The sequence below is a fragment of the Mesorhizobium sp. WSM1497 genome (assembly GCF_001672455.2).
GTDB classification, from domain to species: Bacteria; Pseudomonadota; Alphaproteobacteria; order Rhizobiales; family Rhizobiaceae; genus Mesorhizobium; species Mesorhizobium ciceri.
This window is the reverse complement of the sequence record NZ_CP021071.1, coordinates 303476-321149: the sequence shown is the minus strand read 5'-3', so window position 1 is coordinate 321149 and position 17674 is coordinate 303476. Positions and strand designations below refer to the sequence as shown.

Here is a 17674-nt window from a genome sequence, read left to right as displayed (position 1 = left end):
CGGCGGGATCAGACGCTGTAGGCTTGGCCGATCTTGCGCCATCGCGCGTTTTCGCGAATCAGCTTTAGGTTGTCGGTGGCCTCGGCAAATGTCCACGAACGGTATTGCCGGAGCAGGTCCGCGAAGAGCGCCCCTTCCGGTAGGCCGGCAAGCTGCTCGCGGACCGAAATCTTTTCATCGATGACCCGGGTGCCCCAAGCATTTTCCCTTACCTGCAGCTCCGCAGCCAAATCACGCTCTTCCGGTGCGGTTTCGTCCAACGCAGCGAGGAAGATCGAGTGGAAAAGCGCTACATAGCCAATCTGTCTCAGGCCGCCGACAACCCGCACCCGCGGCAAGATGGCGAAAACCAGGAACGTCAGGAACAAGTTCGGCAGCAGCACGCCGTCCTGCAGCGCCTGCCTAAGATGTGGCCGCTCGAACGGGATGGAAAGACCATGCGGCTTGTCAGGCTCGATCAGGTTCCCGTTCTCAAGAACGAGCTTGCGCACGCGCTCCTCGCGGATGCCCCAAAAATAGTCAGTGGCATTGGGAAGGAACCTACCGAATGGGCCCGATGCCGCCTCTTGCAAGGCATAGTCGAGGCGCCGGCGTCTTGCGGGTTCGATGAGCAGCCTGGAAAGAAGACTGCCGTCATGTTGTAGATGCCGCGCCATGGCAGCCGCGGCGAGCCGATCATCGATGAAAACCGGCAGGGCCATGCCGGAGCGATCCCAATTGGCGACCAGATCCTCGTTCAGCGCTGTTATGGCATCGGCGGCGGTTCCAAAGACCTTATCCTGGTGGGCAAGCAGTGTACCTAGCCAGCGGCTGGCATCCGTTTCATCGCCCACCGCTTCGAGCGCGCGCTTGTTGAGGGAGACGGGACCGGCCGCGCAGGCGCTTTTGCGGCACAGCTTGTGGCGCCCCATGCCAAACAGGTTGACCTTGTCGTCACCGACATGGAGCCATCCGGGCCCCTCCCGGCCAATTGTCTCCATGGTCATCGTCGTTCCCATGAAGCCGACGAAGGTTGACAGCTCGTTTTCGACCGCGCCGAGCCAGGCAAACAGGAGGGAATCGAAGGTGATCCGATCCATCAGGAGCAGGCAGTGCAGACCGGACTGAATCACCGGTCTGTACTCGAACTCATCGAGGGCCTTGCCGATCTCCTCAGGCTGCATAATTTCACCGAGGCGCTGATGCAGGACTTCGCGCAGCATCGAGCGGGCAGCGATCGCCGGGCCCGATACTGGCCTTGCCACCGGGCGCCACAGGTGGCGGGCGTAGTCGGAAACCGGCGCATTCCAGTTCTGCTCGATGTCACGCACGACTTCCGGGCAGAGCAGCGACAGCACAGCCTGAATTTCCGCCGGAGGCGCAGGGGTTGGATCAAAGACGTCGGTCATCGGTCCCATCTAACCGCTTGCGGGGCAAACGCCAAATGAGAGCGGATCCGGCACGAATTGTCTACGTCAACGTCATAAACTGGGTTGTGAGAGATGATGCAATGAGCCTCAGATTGCGTGTTGTCGCTGTCCCGGCACTCCGAGGATACCTGCTGTCGACCGCGCTCGTTTCGCCAGCACGTTGATAAAAGCGGCCTTAGAACCGCAGCCGGGCCATACTCAGGAGGTCGCGGTACTGGCCGTCGGTAAAACCGGCCTTCACATGCCGGCCTTCGACCTCGAAGCCGTGGCTGGTGTAGAGGTGGATGGCGGGTTCGTTGTCGACATAGACGCTCAATTCGACCCGCTTCAGGGCGCGCCAGTTGTCGGCCACGTCAAGCAGCGCTCCAAGAATGGCAGAGCCGATACCTTTCCCGACAAAGCCGTCGTCTAGGCCGATATTGATTTCGCCGATATGTGAGCGGCGCGGCGAGCTTTGCACGACCAGGCTGCCATGGCCGACGACCTTGCCGTCCAATTCGGCGACGATCCAGGTGTCTTCCTGGCCGGACTTGGCGATGCGCCGCTCAACCTGGTTCACCGTCTCGAAGGGCATCCTCAACGTGCCCCAGCGGAACCCCGGCATGTTGAAGATCGCGCAAAGCGCCTCCGCATCGCTTCGCCGGACGGCCCGGAGCTGCGGATGGATCTTCTCGGATGGAGAGGTCGTGCTGGTCATGGCTTTCCTGGCGATGCAATCGGCCCTACAGATGCACCGGACGTCACTTGAAAATCCAGCCGTCTCTGCCGCCTATGCTGTCGATTGCGCACCAAAATACCGAGAGGCGGTGTAGAGTTTTAAGGCGCCGCTGATGCCGATCCAGCCGAAAAGGGCGAGCCAGCTCAATGTGGCGGCCGCCGTCCAGTCGATCCGGTGAACCGCGCCGTTGGTGATGACGAGGCCAAGGATGGAAAGCAGGCCGACCAGAAATTGCGCCAAGCCTAGCACCAGCAATTCTTCGCGCGGCGCGCTTTTCCAAATAAGGTAGGTGCCGCCAGCTCCGGCGAGGAAGATGGCGCTGTAGACCTGGGCGTGGAAGGGATCGACCGTCCATGGCCAGGTGCTGCTGACCATGGCGGGAAACAGCAACATGCCCAAGCCATAGAGCCCAAGGACCGCCGTTTCCGCCAACATGTAGCTGCGCCATGCCGGGCTCGGGATCGCGCCATTTGCTGACTGACGGGCCCTTGCCCGCCACAGGAACAGCCCCGATACCGCGACCGAACCAAGATAGACCAGAAACCAGAGCCAGGCCGCCTTTCGTTCGAAGTTGAAATAGCCGAGATTGATCAACGAAACCGCCGACACTATGAGGGTGAAGATGAACGCCATGACCAGCACGAGCCTGCCCGGCGACCAGCGATTCCAGAATAAGAGCGCCGCCATCACTGCCATTTCGGCGGTGTAGAAGCCGCCGAGAAAGCGGGCACTGAACGGCGTGACGGGCCAGGGCCAGCGCGGCTTGACCAGCGCAGGCGCGAAAAACAGGCCGGCGCCGACGATGAGGACGATAATGACCCCTGCCGAGAAAAGCCGTAGCGCCGCGGGAAGTGGCGGGTTGTTGGATGTCGGCACGGGAGAATGCCCCCAAGATGAATGCCTCATGCCCCCACCATAGCGCCGCTTGCGGCCGGTGAAAATCCGCCGCATCGAAATTGAGCCGTCATCAGATCTATCCATTCGAATGGCCGTTCGATCCCTTTCGACGTATGATGGGGTGCGCGGACCGAAGCCCGGTCCGCCCAATACGCCTCGGGGCGCATTTTCCGGAGCCTGCACGATGACCGAAGCTCAGGATCTGTTCTCACTTCTGCGGCAATCGACCGATGTCGAACCGCAGGCAATCGATGCGATCCGGCGAACCATCGCCGAGGGCAAGGACCGCGAGCTTTGCCGCATCAATGCGCTGGCCTTCGCCAGGAAGAATGGCGTCGACGAGGAACGCACCATCAGCGCCTTTCTGCATGCGGCGCGGGTGGGCATCTTCGACATCTCCTGGAATGTTCTGTGCCCCGGCTGCGGCGGCGTGCTCGACACCAACGCCACGCTGAAAACCATGCAGAAGGACGAATACACCTGCGCGCTGTGCTCCGAGGGCTATTCGCCAACCCTCGACGAGATGGTCGAGGTGACATTCACCGTCAGTCCACGCATACGCAAGATTGCCGCCCACACTCCACACGAACTGCCGTTGGTGGAATATTTCCGCCAGATCTACTTAGCGTCCGGCGCGGATCTGCCGGAAGAAGATTTGGCGGAGGAGATGGAAGCGTTCTCGCTGGAGGATATCGAGCTTGCGCCCGGTGAAAAGGCGGTCCTGCCCATACAGCTTCCGCCTGAATTCGTCATCGTGTTCGAGCCGGTCACGCATTCAGCGCAGTTCATTGATGCGAAGGGCGAACCAACAAAAGAGCGCCGAAGCCTCTCCTTGGTTTTCGACCGCGACCATGTCCAGAACCAGACGTTGGAGATGCAACCAGGCCCTTTGCGTATTTCCCTGGAAAACAGGACCGACACCCGCGTGCTGCCGACGGTCTTCATCGCCGGCCACGCATTGCATGATTTCCTGGGCAAGCGCCGGCCCTTCCTGACCGCCAAGCGCTTGCTCACCAACCAGACGTTTCGCGATCTCTATCGCACGGACACGCTCGATATCAACCAGCGGCTGAAGATCACCAGTCTGACCTTCCTGTTCACCGACCTGCGCGGATCGACCGAGCTTTACGAGCGGGTGGGCGATCTGTCGGCCTTCGATCTGGTGCGCGAGCATTTCCAGGTGCTGCACGAGATCGTCGCGGCAGAGGCGGGCGCGGTGGTGAAGACGATCGGTGATGCGGTGATGGCGACCTTCGCGACCCCTGATCGTGCGGTGGCCGCGGCCCTCAGGATGCGCGATGCCATGCGTGGGCTCAATGGAAAAAGCGGCCGCGAGGACCTGCTGCTCAAGATCGGAGTCCATACCGGCCCTTGCATCGCCGTGTCCATGAACGAGCGGCAGGACTATTTTGGCCAGACGGTCAACATTGCTTCACGGGTCCAGAACCTGGCCAACGCACAGGCGATCTTCGCCACCCGCGCGGTGGTCGACGACAATCTCACCGCCGATCTGTTGCGCAGGAACGCGCTGACGCCCGTGCCTCACGAAGTCTCACTGCGCGGCATTGAGCGGGAGATCGCGGTATATACAATTCCCTGAGGAATTTCAGAGCAATTCCTGGCCAAGCGTGAAATGGTTTCTCGGGAGAATGGCTACGATTTCGCTTGGGGTTAAAACAGGAGCTGGAGCAGCGTTTCCGTGAGGCGCTCTCGGCCGCTCACAAGCGCTTGCAGAGGAAATAACGATCGGCAGGCTCCGACGTCGGCGCCGGAAGGGGTTGCAGCAGCGGGTGATCGAGCGGCGTGCCACTGACCGCGAAGCCGCCAACGCGAAGCAGGCTCGCAATCAGATCGGGAAGCCAGGTAGCGGTCACTGCATCGCGATCATCATAGCCGGTCCCGATATCGGCATGAACCAGGGCGGCTTCGATGCCGATGAACTTGCGGCCCGTTTCGCGTATTTCGCCGAGCACGAGGTTTTCAGCTTCGGGAATTGAGCTGGCGTGTGCGCCGACTTCGCGGTCGAACACTACGATCCGGCGCCCGGGCAGGCGTTCGCGCAGATGGTGGTACGTCCGGCCATTGCCGAGGCCAAGCTCGAGCACCAGCCCTTCCATCTTCGCCACCTCGGGGCAGACGTGATCGAGAATGTCACGCTGTGCGGTCATCCTGCTGATGAAATTCTCGAGACGACTCATATGCTTTGTGTGTCCTCAACCAGATCAAGAGATCGGTAATGCCCGCGATCAAACCCCGATCGCGCCTCGCCGCATATAGAGGCCAACGATGGACACTGCAACCACCAAACAGGCTGCCGACGAGGGTCCTACCGGGTTGGACTTGGCGGCCCGGCGGGCGTCGGAATATGCGGTGTCATTTGTATGGGTCTGCCGCGTCCCGCAAGCCGTCGCCAAGGAAGTTGAACGCCAAGATGACGAGAACAACGGGCAACATCGGCAAAAGCAGCCATGGATAGAACGCGATCACGCTGACGCTGCGCGCCTCGGTTAGCAGGATGCCCCAACTGGTTGTCGGTGGCCTCAGGCCCAGCCCAAGGAAGCTCAGCGCCGTCTCGCCCAGGATCATGCCGGGTATGGAGATCGTCGCCGTCGCGATCAAATGCGACATGAAGCCGGGAATGAGGTGCCGCCGGATAATGCGGCTGCTGCTGGCGCCCATCAGTTGCGCGGCCAGAACGTAGTCCTCCTCGCGTAAAGCCAGAAGCTTTGAACGCACGGCCCGCGCCAGCCCGGTCCAGTGGAGCAGCCCCAGGATGACGGTGATGCCGAAATAGATCAGGATTGGGCTCCAGGTTATCGGCATGATCGCCGCCAGAGCCAGCCATAGCGGAATGCTCGGGATCGATTGCAGAACTTCGATTATCCGTTGAACGATCAGGTCGAAGATACCGCCGTGATAGCCAGCCAGTCCGCCTATGACAATGCCGAGCAGGAAGCTGAAACTGATGCCGACAAGGCCGATTGTTAGTGAAATGCGGGCGCCATAGATGATACGCGAGAGCACATCGCGCCCCAGCCTGTCGGTGCCGGCCAGAAAGAGCTGGCCGTTTTCGGCAGGACAGAAAAAATGCCTGTCACCTTCGACGAGGCCCCAGAACCGGTAACTGTCGCCCTTGCAGAAGAAGCGAATCCGCTGAACATTATCCAGTTCGTCGATGTAGTTGCGCTTGAGTGTGTCCATATCCAGCGTCATCTGGCGACCGTAGACGAATGGCCCGACAAGCTGGCCGTTGTGGAACAGGTGTACCCGCTGCGGCGGCGAATAGATGTAGTCCATGTTGCGCGTGTGCAGATTGTAGGGCGCCAAGAATTCGCAGATCAGTATTCCGAAATAGAGTGCTGCCAGAAATATGCCGGATACAAGGGCAAGCCGGTGCCGTCGGAATTTCCACCACATCAGCCGCAACTGAGACGCCTGAAAGACCTTCGACTGCTCCGCCGTCATCGCCTCGACCGATTGCAGATCAAAGGGCGCGATGGAAACATAGTGTTGCAGTGTGGCACCCGGAGCGGGCAGGGGCGATTGCTTGTTCATTTGGTGCTGCCGCCCTGCAAACGAATTCGTGGATCAAGCAGCGCCAGCGCCAGATCGGAAATCAGGACACCGATCACGGTCAGAAAGGCAAGGAACATTAGGAAAGACCCTGCCAGATACATGTCCTGGCTTTGCAGTGCTCTGATCAGCATCGGCCCCGTCGTTTCCAAAGACAGCACTATCGCGGTGATTTCGGCACCGGAGATGATGGCCGGCAGGATCGAGCCGATGTCGGAAATGAAGAAATTTAGCGCCATGCGTAGCGGATATTTGACGAGCGCCCTGAAGGGATGCAGGCCTTTGGCGCGCGCGGTCACGACATATTGCTTGTGAAGCTCATCGAGCAGATTGGCGCGCAGCCGCCGGATCATGCTTGCCGTGCCGCCGGTGCCGATGATCAAGACCGGGATCCACAGATGGGCAAGGATCGACTTCGCTTTCGCCCAGCTCATCGGCTCACTGAGATATTGCGGGTCCATCAGGTGACCGATGGAGGTGCCGAACCAGATATTAGCGAAATACATCAGGATCAGCGCCAACATGAAATTCGGAATGGCCAGGCCGAGAAGCCCGAACAGAGTAAGGCCGTAGTCGCCCCAACTGTATTGATGTGTGGCGGAGTACATGCCGATCGGAAAGGCGATGAGCCAGGTGAAGATGATCGTGACGAAGGAAACCAGCACGGTCAGCCACATTCGGTCCCCGACGACGTCGCGAACCGGCAGCTCATACTCGAAGGAATAGCCGAAATCGCCGTGCAGCATCCCGCCGACCCAGTAGAAGTAGCGAATGACCGGCGGCTGGTCGAAACCATATTCCTTCCGCATCATTTGGATGCGGTCGGAATCTACCGCTTCGCCCTGGGCCCGAAGCTCGGAAACATAGCTGTCGAAATAATCGCCTGGGGGAAGCTCGATGATCGTGAACACCAGCGCCGATATGATCAGCAGCGTTGGAACCATCACAGCGATGCGCCAGACAATATATCGAAACACGCTCAGGACTCTCCAAGCCAGAATGTATCGGGCATGTAGACACCGAAATAGGCGGTCGGGTCATAGCCGTAGAGCGCCTTGTCAGGCAGATTGCGCAGCCGTGAGGACGCCAGAACCGGCTGATGCGTTCCATTCACCGTGCCGATCGAAAACACCTGATCGGTATAGATCGACAGCATTGAATTCCAGATCTCGGCGCGCTCCGCGGCCTCGGTCGATGCGTTCCAGCGCTTGAGCAGAGCCATCAACTCGACCACAGGCGGAAGATCGGGCGCCTCACCGAGCGTGCCACGAGACAGGTAGTGAGCGCCCCACAGCGGCCATTGCAGCTGGTCGTCGATGGTGGGGGCCAACTGGTACGGATTCATGTCGGAGGTCGGCACGCCGTTGTCGATGCCGGACCACATTGACATCATGATCTGGCCGCCAAGCGCGCGGCTGCGGAAGATGTCGCGCTGCGAAGTCCGGACGAACAGGGCGATGCCGATCTGGCGCCAGTGATCGGTGATGAGTTCGAGCGCGTCGGTTTCCAGCGTGCTTTCGCCGGCCGTTTCCACTATGATCTGCGCCGGGCGTCCATCGGGAAGGACACGCAGGCCGTCATCGTCGCGTTTTTGAAGCCCGACCTCGTCGAGCAGCGCGTTGGCTTTGTCAGGATCATGGGCGACCCAGGCCTTCGCGAATTCCGGCCGGTAGAGCGGGCTCTCCGGCAGAACCGTATCGGCACTTTCGCGCGCTAATCCGTAGAATACAGCCAAATTGATCTCCCGCCTGTCCACAGCGAGGGAAAGGGCGCGGCGCACGCGCACGTCACGAAAAAGGCTACGCCATAACTGGTCAGCACAATTCAGATTGGGCAGCAGCGCCAGCCGGGAACCTTGTGTGCGTTTCCAGAGATGCATCTTCACCGGGTAACGCTTCTCCGTATCCTTCAGGAAGGAATAATCAGCGAAGTCGATGCCCATGCTTTGCAGGTCGCTCTCACCCGCACCGGTCTTGGCGGAAATGATCGCCGACGAGCTGACATTCAAGACAAACTGATCAACATAGGGCAACTGCCTGCCATTCTCGTCTATTCTATGAAAGAACGGGTTTCGCTCGAAGATGAACTGCTCAGCCGGCGGCTTGGTCCGGTTCTGCCACGGATCGAGCGTCGGCAACTCCGGGTTCTCCGGGCGATACTGCCGCGACATGCGGATATGCAGGAGCGTCCATTTCTTGACCCGGTTCTCCGTCATTAGGCCGGCGAGCCGGAACGGATCTTGGTATTTCTTGTGGAACTGCTTGAGATAGGCGGCTGGCAGAACAAGCGATAGCGGCGAGGCAGCAGCGAGCTTGGGCAGGAAGTCGGGATTTGGCGCCTCCCAACTGTAGCGGACCGTCAACGGGTCGACGATCTCGAAGCGTGGCGGCTTGCCATCTGCCACCAGGCCCGGAGCAAGCCCGCCTGGCGAAAGCTCATCGTTCAGCCAGACATCTTCCCAGCAATAGCGGAAATCTTCCGATGTCAACAGGCTGCCGTCAGACCATTTATGTCCTTCCCGCATCTTGAATGTGAAGACACGATCATGCGCTACGTCGAAACTTTCGAGGATGTCGGGTTGCATGTTAAGCTTTTCGTCATAGCCGACCAGGCGAGCATACCCATAGATCGTCATTATCCGGATATCTTTCTGGCTGCCGATGATCGTGCGCAGCGTGCCGCCATACTGGCCGGGCTGCCGGCCCATCGAAGCCAGATTCAATACGCGCGGGCTCTTGGGCAGGCGTTCGGCGAGTGCCGGCAGCGCCCTGGCCGTGAGCTGCGGCTGAAGAAACTCCGGCTCCAGATCGCCTGCGCGTAACGTGCCCGGCACAAATGCCGAAGCCATGAGCCCAAGGACGGTGCGCCGGCTGATCAAGGCCGTAGCTCGCTGACATGGGCCGAACGTCGGGCCAGCACGAGGTGGCCGCCGCCAAGGTCGAGCGGCGACAGCACATCCTCGTCGCCCTCGTCGCGGAATTGCGGTCCCCATGCGCTCCTGTCGGAAGCACCGCTGAGCTTCAGCGTCTTGAAATCCATCGGCCTGTCGAGATCGGGAAACGGCACTGCGGCGACCAGTGAGCGCGTGTAGGGATGGACCGGTTTCCTGAGCAGAATTTCGCGCGGCGCAAGCTCGACGATACGCCCGCCGCACATCACCGCGATGCGGTCTGCCATGTAGTCCACCACAGCGAGGTTGTGGGAGATGAATAGGTAAGTCAGGCCCAGTTCCTTCTGCAGGTCCTTCAGGAGGTTTAGAATCTGCGCCTGGACAGAGACATCGAGCGCCGAAACCGGCTCGTCGCAGATCAGCAGTTCAGGCCCCAGCGCCAACGCGCGCGCGATGCCGATACGCTGCCGCTGCCCACCGGAGAAACTGTGCGGATAGCGCTTGATGAAGCGCGGATCGAGACCGATTGCTTGCATAAGGCTCTTCACCGTGGCTAGTCGGGACGCGGCATTGCCTCGTTGATGGATTTCCAACGGCTCGCTCAAGATGCTCTCCACCGTCATGCGAGGTGAAAGCGATGAAACCGGATCCTGAAAGACCATCTGGATTTTCGCGCGCAGCAGGCGCAGGGCGTCTCTGTCGCCTCCCAACACATCGATCGGTCCATCGCGTCCATTGAAAAGCACAGAGCCGCCGCTAGGCGTGACAGCTCGCATGAGCATCTTGCTGACGGTGGTTTTGCCGGAGCCGCTTTCGCCGACCAGACCCAGGCACTCACCCCGCATGATATCGAAGCTCACGCCGTCCACGGCGCGGACAGGCGTTTGATGATCGCCGCCGAACCATCCCGACTTGCGGATGGTGAAGGTTTTTGTCAGATCCCTGACCGATAGCAGGATGTCGTGCGGCCCCTTCGATGCCGGCGCCGTCTGTTTGCCGAGCAGGTTCTCGACATTCACCGGCACCTCGCGCAGCGCCTTTAGCCGTTCACCAGCCTTCAGGTCGAAATGCGGAACGGCTGCCATAAGGCCCTTCAGGTAAGGGTGACCTGGCCGGCGGAATATCGCCTCGACAGGTCCCGCTTCCATGATCTCGCCATGGTAAATGACGACCACCTCGTCGGCGACATTCGCGACCACGCCCAGATCGTGGGTGATCAGCAGCATCGCCATATTCAGCTTGCTCTGAAGCTCGCGCAACAATTGCAGGATTTGCGCCTGGATGGTGACGTCCAACGCCGTCGTCGGCTCGTCGGCGATCAACAGGGCGGGCCGGCAGATAAGCGCCATGGCGATCATGGCGCGCTGACGCAATCCTCCCGAAAGTTCAAACGGATACATGTCATAGGCGCGCTTGGGATTGGGAAAGCCGACGAGGCTGAGCATTTCCTCGGTCCGCGCCTTGCGCTCTGCCCGAGGCATGGGCGTATGGATCTGAAGGGATTCGCTGACCTGGTTGCCGATCGTGTGCAGCGGCGAAAGCGATGTCATCGGCTCCTGAAAGATCTTGCCGATGCGGCTGCCTCTCAACGCCCGGATTTCGGGTCCATCGCGCGGCATCTGCAGGATATCCTGTGTCGTGCCGGGCTTTTCAGGATCGGAAAATAGGATACGGCCACGAACATGGGCTGTGTTCGGCAAAATGCCCATCACTGCCTGGCTGAGAACCGATTTTCCGGAACCGGACTCGCCGACAAGCGCGGTAACCTTGCCGGGAAGGACGCGAAGATTTGCCCGCCTGACGGCATGCAAGGGTCCCCCGATAATGGCAAAAGAGATGCCAACATCTTCGACCCGCAGTAGATCAACTCCCGAATTCATGCTTACACCGGCCCGGTTTGCCGGCCTGCCGGGCGGCAGACCAGAAAGCGAGACTAGCGTATTGCAGGCTTAGAGCAACTTGGATTCGAAACGGTTGCCGGTGGCGAATCGGGCGACCGGACATCGACAAGGCGTTCGGATAAGATTGGGGCGGGCTACTGAAGCTTCCTCGGGTCGGCCGGCGACCGCCGTGCGGCATCGCGATGAAGCAGCATGACCTGCTCTGCCTCCGATCTCCGGTCGTAAATCGCCTCCAGCGCACCCTCTTCATCGAGTGCGAGAGCTCCTGACAGATCGGGGGAAAGCACCGTCAGCTTCTGCTTGAGCCCCGCCAGTTCCTCGATGCCGAGCGTCAGCCAGCTGTTGGCGCCGCAATAGCTCGCGAAGTCCTTGCTAGCGAGAACGCGGTGCCGGTATTTCTTGGTCAGGGTCTGGAGACGCTGGACCTCGTTTACAGCCGAGCCAAACACAGAGAATGTGAGCCGGTCGGTAAGCCCGACATTGCCGAACATCACGTTGCCGACATGCAGGCCGATGCCAAATTTTATGTCGGACAACCCTTGTTCCCTTCTTCGCAGATTGAGCTCCATCATGCGCGCGGTGGCCTTGTGCGCTGCCGCCAGAGCCGCCTGGCACGCGATCTCGGACTGCGAGCGATGCCTTTCGCAAGGATAGACGGCAATGAAGCCATCACCTATGAAGCTCATGATCTGCCCGCCTTTGCGATTGAAAGGTGCAGCAATGGCGTCGAAAAACTGGTTCAGCGTGTCGATGTAGATTTCGCGGCCCGAAGTTTCGGCAAGCCGTGTCGACCCGCGCATATCGGCCATGACCAGTGCGGCCCGGATTGTGTCGCCCTCGCCGCGCTTGATCTGGCCGTCCAGCACGCGTCTGCCGGCGTCGCCGCCGAGATAAGTGGTCATCATGTTGTCGGCCAGCTTGGTGAGCACCGCCATTTTGGTTGCGATGGCGAGATGGTTTTGGATACGCAGCAGCGCCGAAATCATGCTGTCGCTGAAACCTGAAGCACTGTCGGTCGACCAGGACCCGATCATGCCCTGACTTGTATTGCCGTTGAAGGGATGGACGAAAGCCATGTAATCGGTCACGCCCATAAGCCTGAGTTCATCGAAGACAGGAAATTCCGAGGGGACCGACGGGTCGAGACGACGCCGCAGATGGTCGAGCTTGTTGCTGAGCAGATGGTAGTATGGGCTGGTCAGGAACCTGTCGGAATGAACGCCATCCTTTTTGCGGAAGCCTTCCACTTCCATGCCCTGGCCGCGAAGCCAGGTAAAGCCAAGCGCGTCATAGAGCGGATGAAGCATCGAAAAGCTCAAATGCACCCGCTTCAGCGGCAGGCCGGCAGCAGCCAGCCGCTCGCAAAACCCCTTTACCAATGTTTCCAGCTCGTTGCCCGCCAGCGCCGACTGAGTAAGCCAGTCGGCAACCTTATCCATGAGAATTGTGGAAATTTCTGCTCGCGCCATGCTCATACCACCTCGAAACCCGTCGACTTCGATCCGCCATAACACAGTCCGCCAGAGACCCAAAGATACCCCAGGTCAACCGTCACGTGCGGCGGCAAAGGCGAAGGAATTCCCGAATGACTGTCGTTGCAACCAAGGAACAGGCTTAACTGCATTCATGCCTTGCGGCGTTATGTGCGAAGCTGCGGCCGGTGTGCAATCACGTTCCTGACATTGGCAAAAAGTTGCCGGCTGGGGCGCTGTCAGGCCTTCACCACCGTGTCTCGGAGCAGCCCGAGACGGCCAAAAACATTGCGTGTGTCGACGATCAGAAGGGCATGATCAGCGATCGACTGATAGTCGATCGCGTCATGGTCGGTTGCAACGACGACAGCATCGAAATCCTTGACCACCGCCTCGGTCAACTCGAGCGAGCGGCGCCCCCTGATGGCCATATGCTCCCGTGTGATCGGGATCTCGGGAACATGCGGATCGTGGAATTCCGCCTTGCCGCCCCATTCCTCGATAAGTTCGATGAGCCGCAATGAGGGGCTTTCGCGGATGTCGGGCACATTCTTCTTGTAGGCGAGCCCGATGATGAGAATGCGCGAGCGGCTGAGCGCCTTGCCGCAGCGCCGGTCCAGTGCTTTGGCCAGTTCATCGACCACGTGACGCGGCATAGCCGTGTTGATCTCTGCCGCCAACTCGATGAAGCGGGTCGGCAGTTCGTATTCGCGCGCCTTCCACGTCAGGTAGAAGGGATCGATCGGAACGCAGTGCCCGCCCAATCCGGGGCCAGGATAAAAAGGCATGTAGCCGAAGGGCTTGCTCTTGGCCGCATCGACCACCTCCCAGATGTCGATGCCCATCGCGCCGAGCACAACCTTCAATTCGTTGACGAGGGCTATGTTGACTGAACGGAAGATATTTTCCGTCAGCTTGACTGCCTCGGCAGTCGCCGTGCTGGAAACGGGAACGACGGTTTTGACCACCCCTTGATAGAAGGCCTGCACGAGCGTCGCCGCTTCAATGCCGTCACCTGCCACAACCTTGGGGATCGTCGCAACTTCAAAGTTGCGGTTGCCGGGATCCTCGCGTTCGGGCGAGAAGCCCAGGAAGAAGTCTATCTTCGACTGCAAACCGGTTTCTTCCAGTATGGGCTTGATCACATCGTCGGTGGTGCCGGGATAGGTGGTAGATTCCAGCACGACGAGGTGGCCGGGACGCAGATGCTTTGCGATGATGCCAGTGGTGTTCCTGACAAAGGAGAGGTCCGGCTCACGGTTTTTCGTCAGCGGTGTCGGAACGCAGATGATGATGATATCGCAGGTCGACAGTTCGGCAAAATCCGCTGTGGCGCGGAACCGTCCACTCGCCACGTGGCCGGCAAGGGCTGTAGACGTCACCGCCTCAATGTAGGATTGGCCGCTGTTCAGGCTCTCGACCTTCTGGGCTTCGATGTCGAAGCCGAAAACCCGGAAGCCGGCGCGTGCGACTGCAATCGCCAGCGGCAACCCGACATAGCCCAATCCGATCACGCCGACTTGCGCGGCCTGGGTCGAGATACGGTTCAGCAGACGGTCATATGCCGAAAATCGTGAAGCGTCCAAATCTGCTTTCCCGTTAATTGGGACAGGATGGCCGGTGCCATGCGCGGCTTACCAGTCCCACAGAACCATGGCCGAGGCATATTGCGGAAAGTGGATTCTCGCAAGCTGTCATCCGACCGGCAACTTTGCCTTCAGGTTCGCGGCAGCCATCGCATAGCCGCCGGCTGCACCATCTATGAAATGGACGTGATCGCGGTGCAGCGGCGAGGCGACGAGGCATGTCATCAACGCCGATTTCTGGCGGTGCAGGCCATAGTTGCAGATGCCCGCCTCTTCCGCCTGTTTCAGCCGGTTCTCTATCCGCTGCAACACATCAGCGTCAACGTCGATGGTCATCTTCAAGCCGTCGTCGAATTTCCGGAAATCCGAATTGCTGGCCACGTCGCGTTTGTAGATCTTCGGATCGAAACTGCCGATGGTCCAACCATATCTATCGGCGACGGCCGTAAGCCCCATCAGGAACACTATCCACAGCTTCGACAGCCACCGCCGTCCCACCGGCGCCGTGGCCCGCGCCTCGATATCGAGGCCGGCGGGCAGCAAGCTGTAACTCGGCCCGTTCACCGGCACCGGGTGCCCATCGCGTTCCTGTCTGCCGGCAATGGCGATGATGTCGGATGCCAGAAACTGAAAACCGCGCAGATCGCGCGACGACCCCGGAGTGGCTATGATCGAGACGATTTCGCCATGACGGGTTTCGATCGGGTTCCAGCGGCAGGACAGGCCGGTCAGATCCGGCCGTGCGCCGGCCGGAGCAGGATCGATGCGGTAGCGCCCCGCTTTCATCTCGGCTTCCGCCCAACTGCCGCCACCGCCGGCGAACATGGTATAGATGACCGCATCGGATGCTTGGAACCTTGCCACGCGGACGTCGAGGCCTTGCGCTCGGATATCCTTTATCGGCACGATTGCGGCACGCAGGGTTAGGTCCAGTTCGTCCGCCACCCATCTCTGGACAGCCGCCAGCGCCTTGCGGGTGGGCTCCATCGCCGAGCCGGGAAAGGCGACGAGCGCCCCGTCGCCGCCGAAGACAAAGGGAAGGTCTTGCCGACCCAGCGCGTTGAGGAGAGCCGAAATGACGCTGGCGCCGGCCATATTGACCGTTTTGTAGCGTCCCGTCTCGATCGCCTTGGTCGAGCCGACAATGTCGGCGGTGGCCAGCGCCCAACCATCGGGGAGGGGCCAATAGTTGTCGATGTCGGCAACGCTTTCGAATTTTGCGAAGACGGGCAGAGAAGCGACAAACGGGTCCGAGGCGGCAGCTGTTTCCATGAGTATCAGATAGCACATTCCACTGCTTGGAGGTGCAGTCGATGATGCTTGGAAATTGACTTGCGCATGCTTTCCGATCATAGGGTCGCACAATGCGAATTGCCTTCTACGCGCCGCTGAAGTCGCCCAATCATCCCGTTGTCTCCGGCGATCGCCAGATGGCACGGATGCTGGTCCAGGCGCTGCAGCATGGCGGGCATAGCGTCGAACTGGCATCGGAGTTGCGCTTCTATCTACGCCAGCCGGAGCCGAAAAGTTTCGATGCGCTCAAGATCGAGGCCGCAGATGAAGCCGCGAGACTGACAAGGCGTTGGGACCGTGACGGCAAGCCCGATCTCTGGTTCTCCTATCATCCCTACTACAAGGCGCCCGACCTGATCGGGCCCGCGCTGGCTTCGGCCTTTGCTGTCCCCTATGTGACGGCGGAAGCCTCTTATTCCAGGCGACGCAACGCCGGCTTGTGGGCCGATAGCCAGGCGTTGGTGGCGCGAGCCATCGAACAAGCGGCACTGAACATCTGCTTCACTCAAAGGGATCGTCAGGGACTGGCGGATGCCATTCCTGGCGCAGTTTTCGGCATGCTTTCACCCTTCATCGACACATCGGCATTCCACGAAATGCCTGCACTGGATTATCCGACGCGCCTCGTCACCGTCGCTATGATGCGCCCGGGCGACAAGGTCTTGAGCTATCGCATGCTGGCGCAAGCGCTCGGGTCGATCGGCCACCTGCCCTGGACCCTATCGGTCGTCGGCGACGGACCTGCCCGTGACGAGGTCAAGGCGCAATTCGCCGGCTTGTCCGCCGACCGTATCGAATGGCTTGGCGCGATCGAGCCGGCCGCCGTGCCGGATGTCCTCTACACCAAGGGAATCTACGTCTGGCCGGGTTACGGCGAGGCCTATGGCGTTGCCTATCTTGAAGCACAGGCCGCCGGCCTTCCGGTGGTGGCTCAGGACATTGCCGGCGTGCCGGAGGTCGTGCGGGATGGCCAGACCGGGTTTCTCACCCCGCCGCGAGATGTGGCGGCGTTCGCTTCCGCCATTGAAAGGCTTCTGGCCGGCGCCGACGAAAGAAGCATAATGGCTGCACAAGCCAGACGTTTCGTTCTCGAAGAACGCTCCCTCGGTGGCGCGGCGGCGCGTCTGGCCGAACTTCTCAAGAAGATCCCGGTGTCATGACATCCGACCCGATCTGGCAGCCCCTGGTGGAGGAGCTGGCGCGCCGGCAACGGGCGGGTCGCAAGGCGGAGTTCTGGCTGCGCGACGATGACGCCGTGGATCCGACGCTGGCGCTCGATCGATTGCTCGACCTCACCGGTGAGTTCACGGTTCCGGTCACCCTGGCCGTCATTCCGGCCCTGACCAACGAGAAGCTTGTCGTCCGGCTTGACCAGGCGCCGCATGCCACAGTTGCCGTCCATGGCTGGGCGCACCGAAATCATGCCCCCGAGGGCGAGAAGAAGCAGGAGCTCGGCGCGCATCGGTCACGCGAGGTGGTGCTCGACGACCTGGGTCGCGGGCTGTTGCGCGTAACCGGCCTGCACGCCGCACGTGCCGTTCCGATGCTGGTGCCACCCTGGAACAGGATCGACGCCGGCCTGGTATCCGATCTTGGATCGACAGGATTTACGGCATTGTCGGTCTTCGGGCCGCCGAAGCCGGCTGCCCTGGCGGTCATCAACAGCAATGTCGACATCATGGATTGGCATGGCCCGCGCGGCTGCCGCGATCATGGCCTGTTGGTTCAGGCCATCGTCGCGCAATTGCAGCGTGCATTCGACGGCGGCGAACCGGTCGGCCTGCTCACCCACCATCTGGTCCATGATGAATCGGCCTGGCTTTTCCTCGAACGGTTGTTCGAGATCACCACACGGACCGAAGCCTGCGCATGGCTTCCGATCAAGACATTGATCGGGTGCGGCGCCGCTAAAGCTGTTCCAGGAAAAGGGTAAGC

The 17674-nt window shown here is 60.4% G+C and carries 14 protein-coding genes; 3 read left to right on the top strand and 11 right to left on the bottom strand.

The window, feature by feature from the left end; translation table 11 throughout:
* Positions 1-8: 8 nt before the first annotated feature.
* The 3 genes from A9K65_RS33965 to A9K65_RS33955 all read right to left on the bottom strand — a co-directional run bounded on the left by A9K65_RS33965 (position 9) and on the right by A9K65_RS33955 (position 3174).
* Positions 9-1388, bottom strand: a complete 1380-nt coding sequence (locus tag A9K65_RS33965) for a hypothetical protein (RefSeq protein ID WP_064994125.1) — start codon at positions 1386-1388, stop codon at positions 9-11.
* Positions 1389-1584: 196 nt separating this feature from the next.
* Entirely contained in the window at positions 1585-2106 is a 522-nt protein-coding gene (locus tag A9K65_RS33960; RefSeq protein ID WP_064994088.1) for a GNAT family N-acetyltransferase, read from the bottom strand.
* A gap of 72 nt (positions 2107-2178) precedes the next feature.
* A complete protein-coding gene (locus A9K65_RS33955; RefSeq protein WP_245322218.1) occupies positions 2179-3174 on the bottom strand; it encodes a hypothetical protein in 996 nt (331 codons plus the stop codon).
* Positions 3175-3208: 34 nt separating this feature from the next.
* Between A9K65_RS33955 and A9K65_RS33950 the strand changes: the two genes are divergently transcribed.
* A complete protein-coding gene (locus A9K65_RS33950; protein WP_064994090.1) occupies positions 3209-4624 on the top strand; it encodes an adenylate/guanylate cyclase domain-containing protein in 1416 nt (471 codons plus the stop codon).
* Between the two features lie 118 nt (positions 4625-4742).
* On the opposite strand, the gene A9K65_RS33945 is transcribed toward A9K65_RS33950, so the two are convergent.
* From A9K65_RS33945 to A9K65_RS33910, 8 genes are all read right to left on the bottom strand, one after another.
* Positions 4743-5222, bottom strand: a complete 480-nt coding sequence (locus A9K65_RS33945) for a class I SAM-dependent methyltransferase (RefSeq protein WP_064994091.1) — start codon at positions 5220-5222, stop codon at positions 4743-4745.
* Between the two features lie 175 nt (positions 5223-5397).
* On the bottom strand, positions 5398-6579 hold the full coding sequence (locus tag A9K65_RS33940) for an ABC transporter permease (RefSeq protein WP_064994092.1): 1182 nt from the start codon (positions 6577-6579) through the stop codon (positions 5398-5400).
* The gene (locus tag A9K65_RS33935) at positions 6576-7574 is read right to left on the bottom strand and encodes an ABC transporter permease (protein ID WP_023767396.1); all 999 of its coding nucleotides are present in this window, start codon (positions 7572-7574) and stop codon (positions 6576-6578) included. The genes A9K65_RS33940 and A9K65_RS33935 overlap by 4 nt, the downstream gene beginning before the upstream one ends.
* A 2-nt stretch (positions 7575-7576) precedes the next feature.
* Positions 7577-9475 carry an ABC transporter substrate-binding protein gene (locus A9K65_RS33930; protein WP_064994093.1) on the bottom strand — a complete coding sequence of 633 codons (1899 nt, stop codon included), beginning with the start codon at positions 9473-9475 and terminating at the stop codon, positions 7577-7579.
* A complete protein-coding gene (locus A9K65_RS33925; RefSeq protein WP_064994094.1) occupies positions 9472-11367 on the bottom strand; it encodes an ABC transporter ATP-binding protein in 1896 nt (631 codons plus the stop codon). Before A9K65_RS33925 ends, A9K65_RS33930 begins: the two co-directional genes overlap by 4 nt.
* 155 nt (positions 11368-11522) lie before the next feature.
* Positions 11523-12863 (bottom strand): adenylate/guanylate cyclase domain-containing protein, encoded by a 1341-nt coding sequence (locus A9K65_RS33920; RefSeq protein WP_064994095.1) that lies wholly within the window; start codon positions 12861-12863, stop codon positions 11523-11525.
* 236 nt (positions 12864-13099) lie between these two features.
* A complete protein-coding gene (locus tag A9K65_RS33915; RefSeq protein WP_064994096.1) occupies positions 13100-14446 on the bottom strand; it encodes a nucleotide sugar dehydrogenase in 1347 nt (448 codons plus the stop codon).
* Between the two features lie 108 nt (positions 14447-14554).
* Positions 14555-15718, bottom strand: a complete 1164-nt coding sequence (locus A9K65_RS33910; protein ID WP_064994126.1) for a DUF3095 domain-containing protein — start codon at positions 15716-15718, stop codon at positions 14555-14557.
* A gap of 92 nt (positions 15719-15810) precedes the next feature.
* Between A9K65_RS33910 and A9K65_RS33905 the strand changes: the two genes are divergently transcribed.
* Together A9K65_RS33905 and A9K65_RS33900 are read left to right on the top strand one after the other, a co-directional pair.
* The gene (locus tag A9K65_RS33905) at positions 15811-16899 is read left to right on the top strand and encodes a glycosyltransferase family 4 protein (RefSeq protein ID WP_064994097.1); all 1089 of its coding nucleotides are present in this window, start codon (positions 15811-15813) and stop codon (positions 16897-16899) included.
* Positions 16896-17672 carry a polysaccharide deacetylase family protein gene (locus tag A9K65_RS33900; protein ID WP_064994098.1) on the top strand — a complete coding sequence of 259 codons (777 nt, stop codon included), beginning with the start codon at positions 16896-16898 and terminating at the stop codon, positions 17670-17672. The genes A9K65_RS33905 and A9K65_RS33900 overlap by 4 nt, the downstream gene beginning before the upstream one ends.
* The last annotated feature ends 2 nt before the right edge of the window (positions 17673-17674 follow it).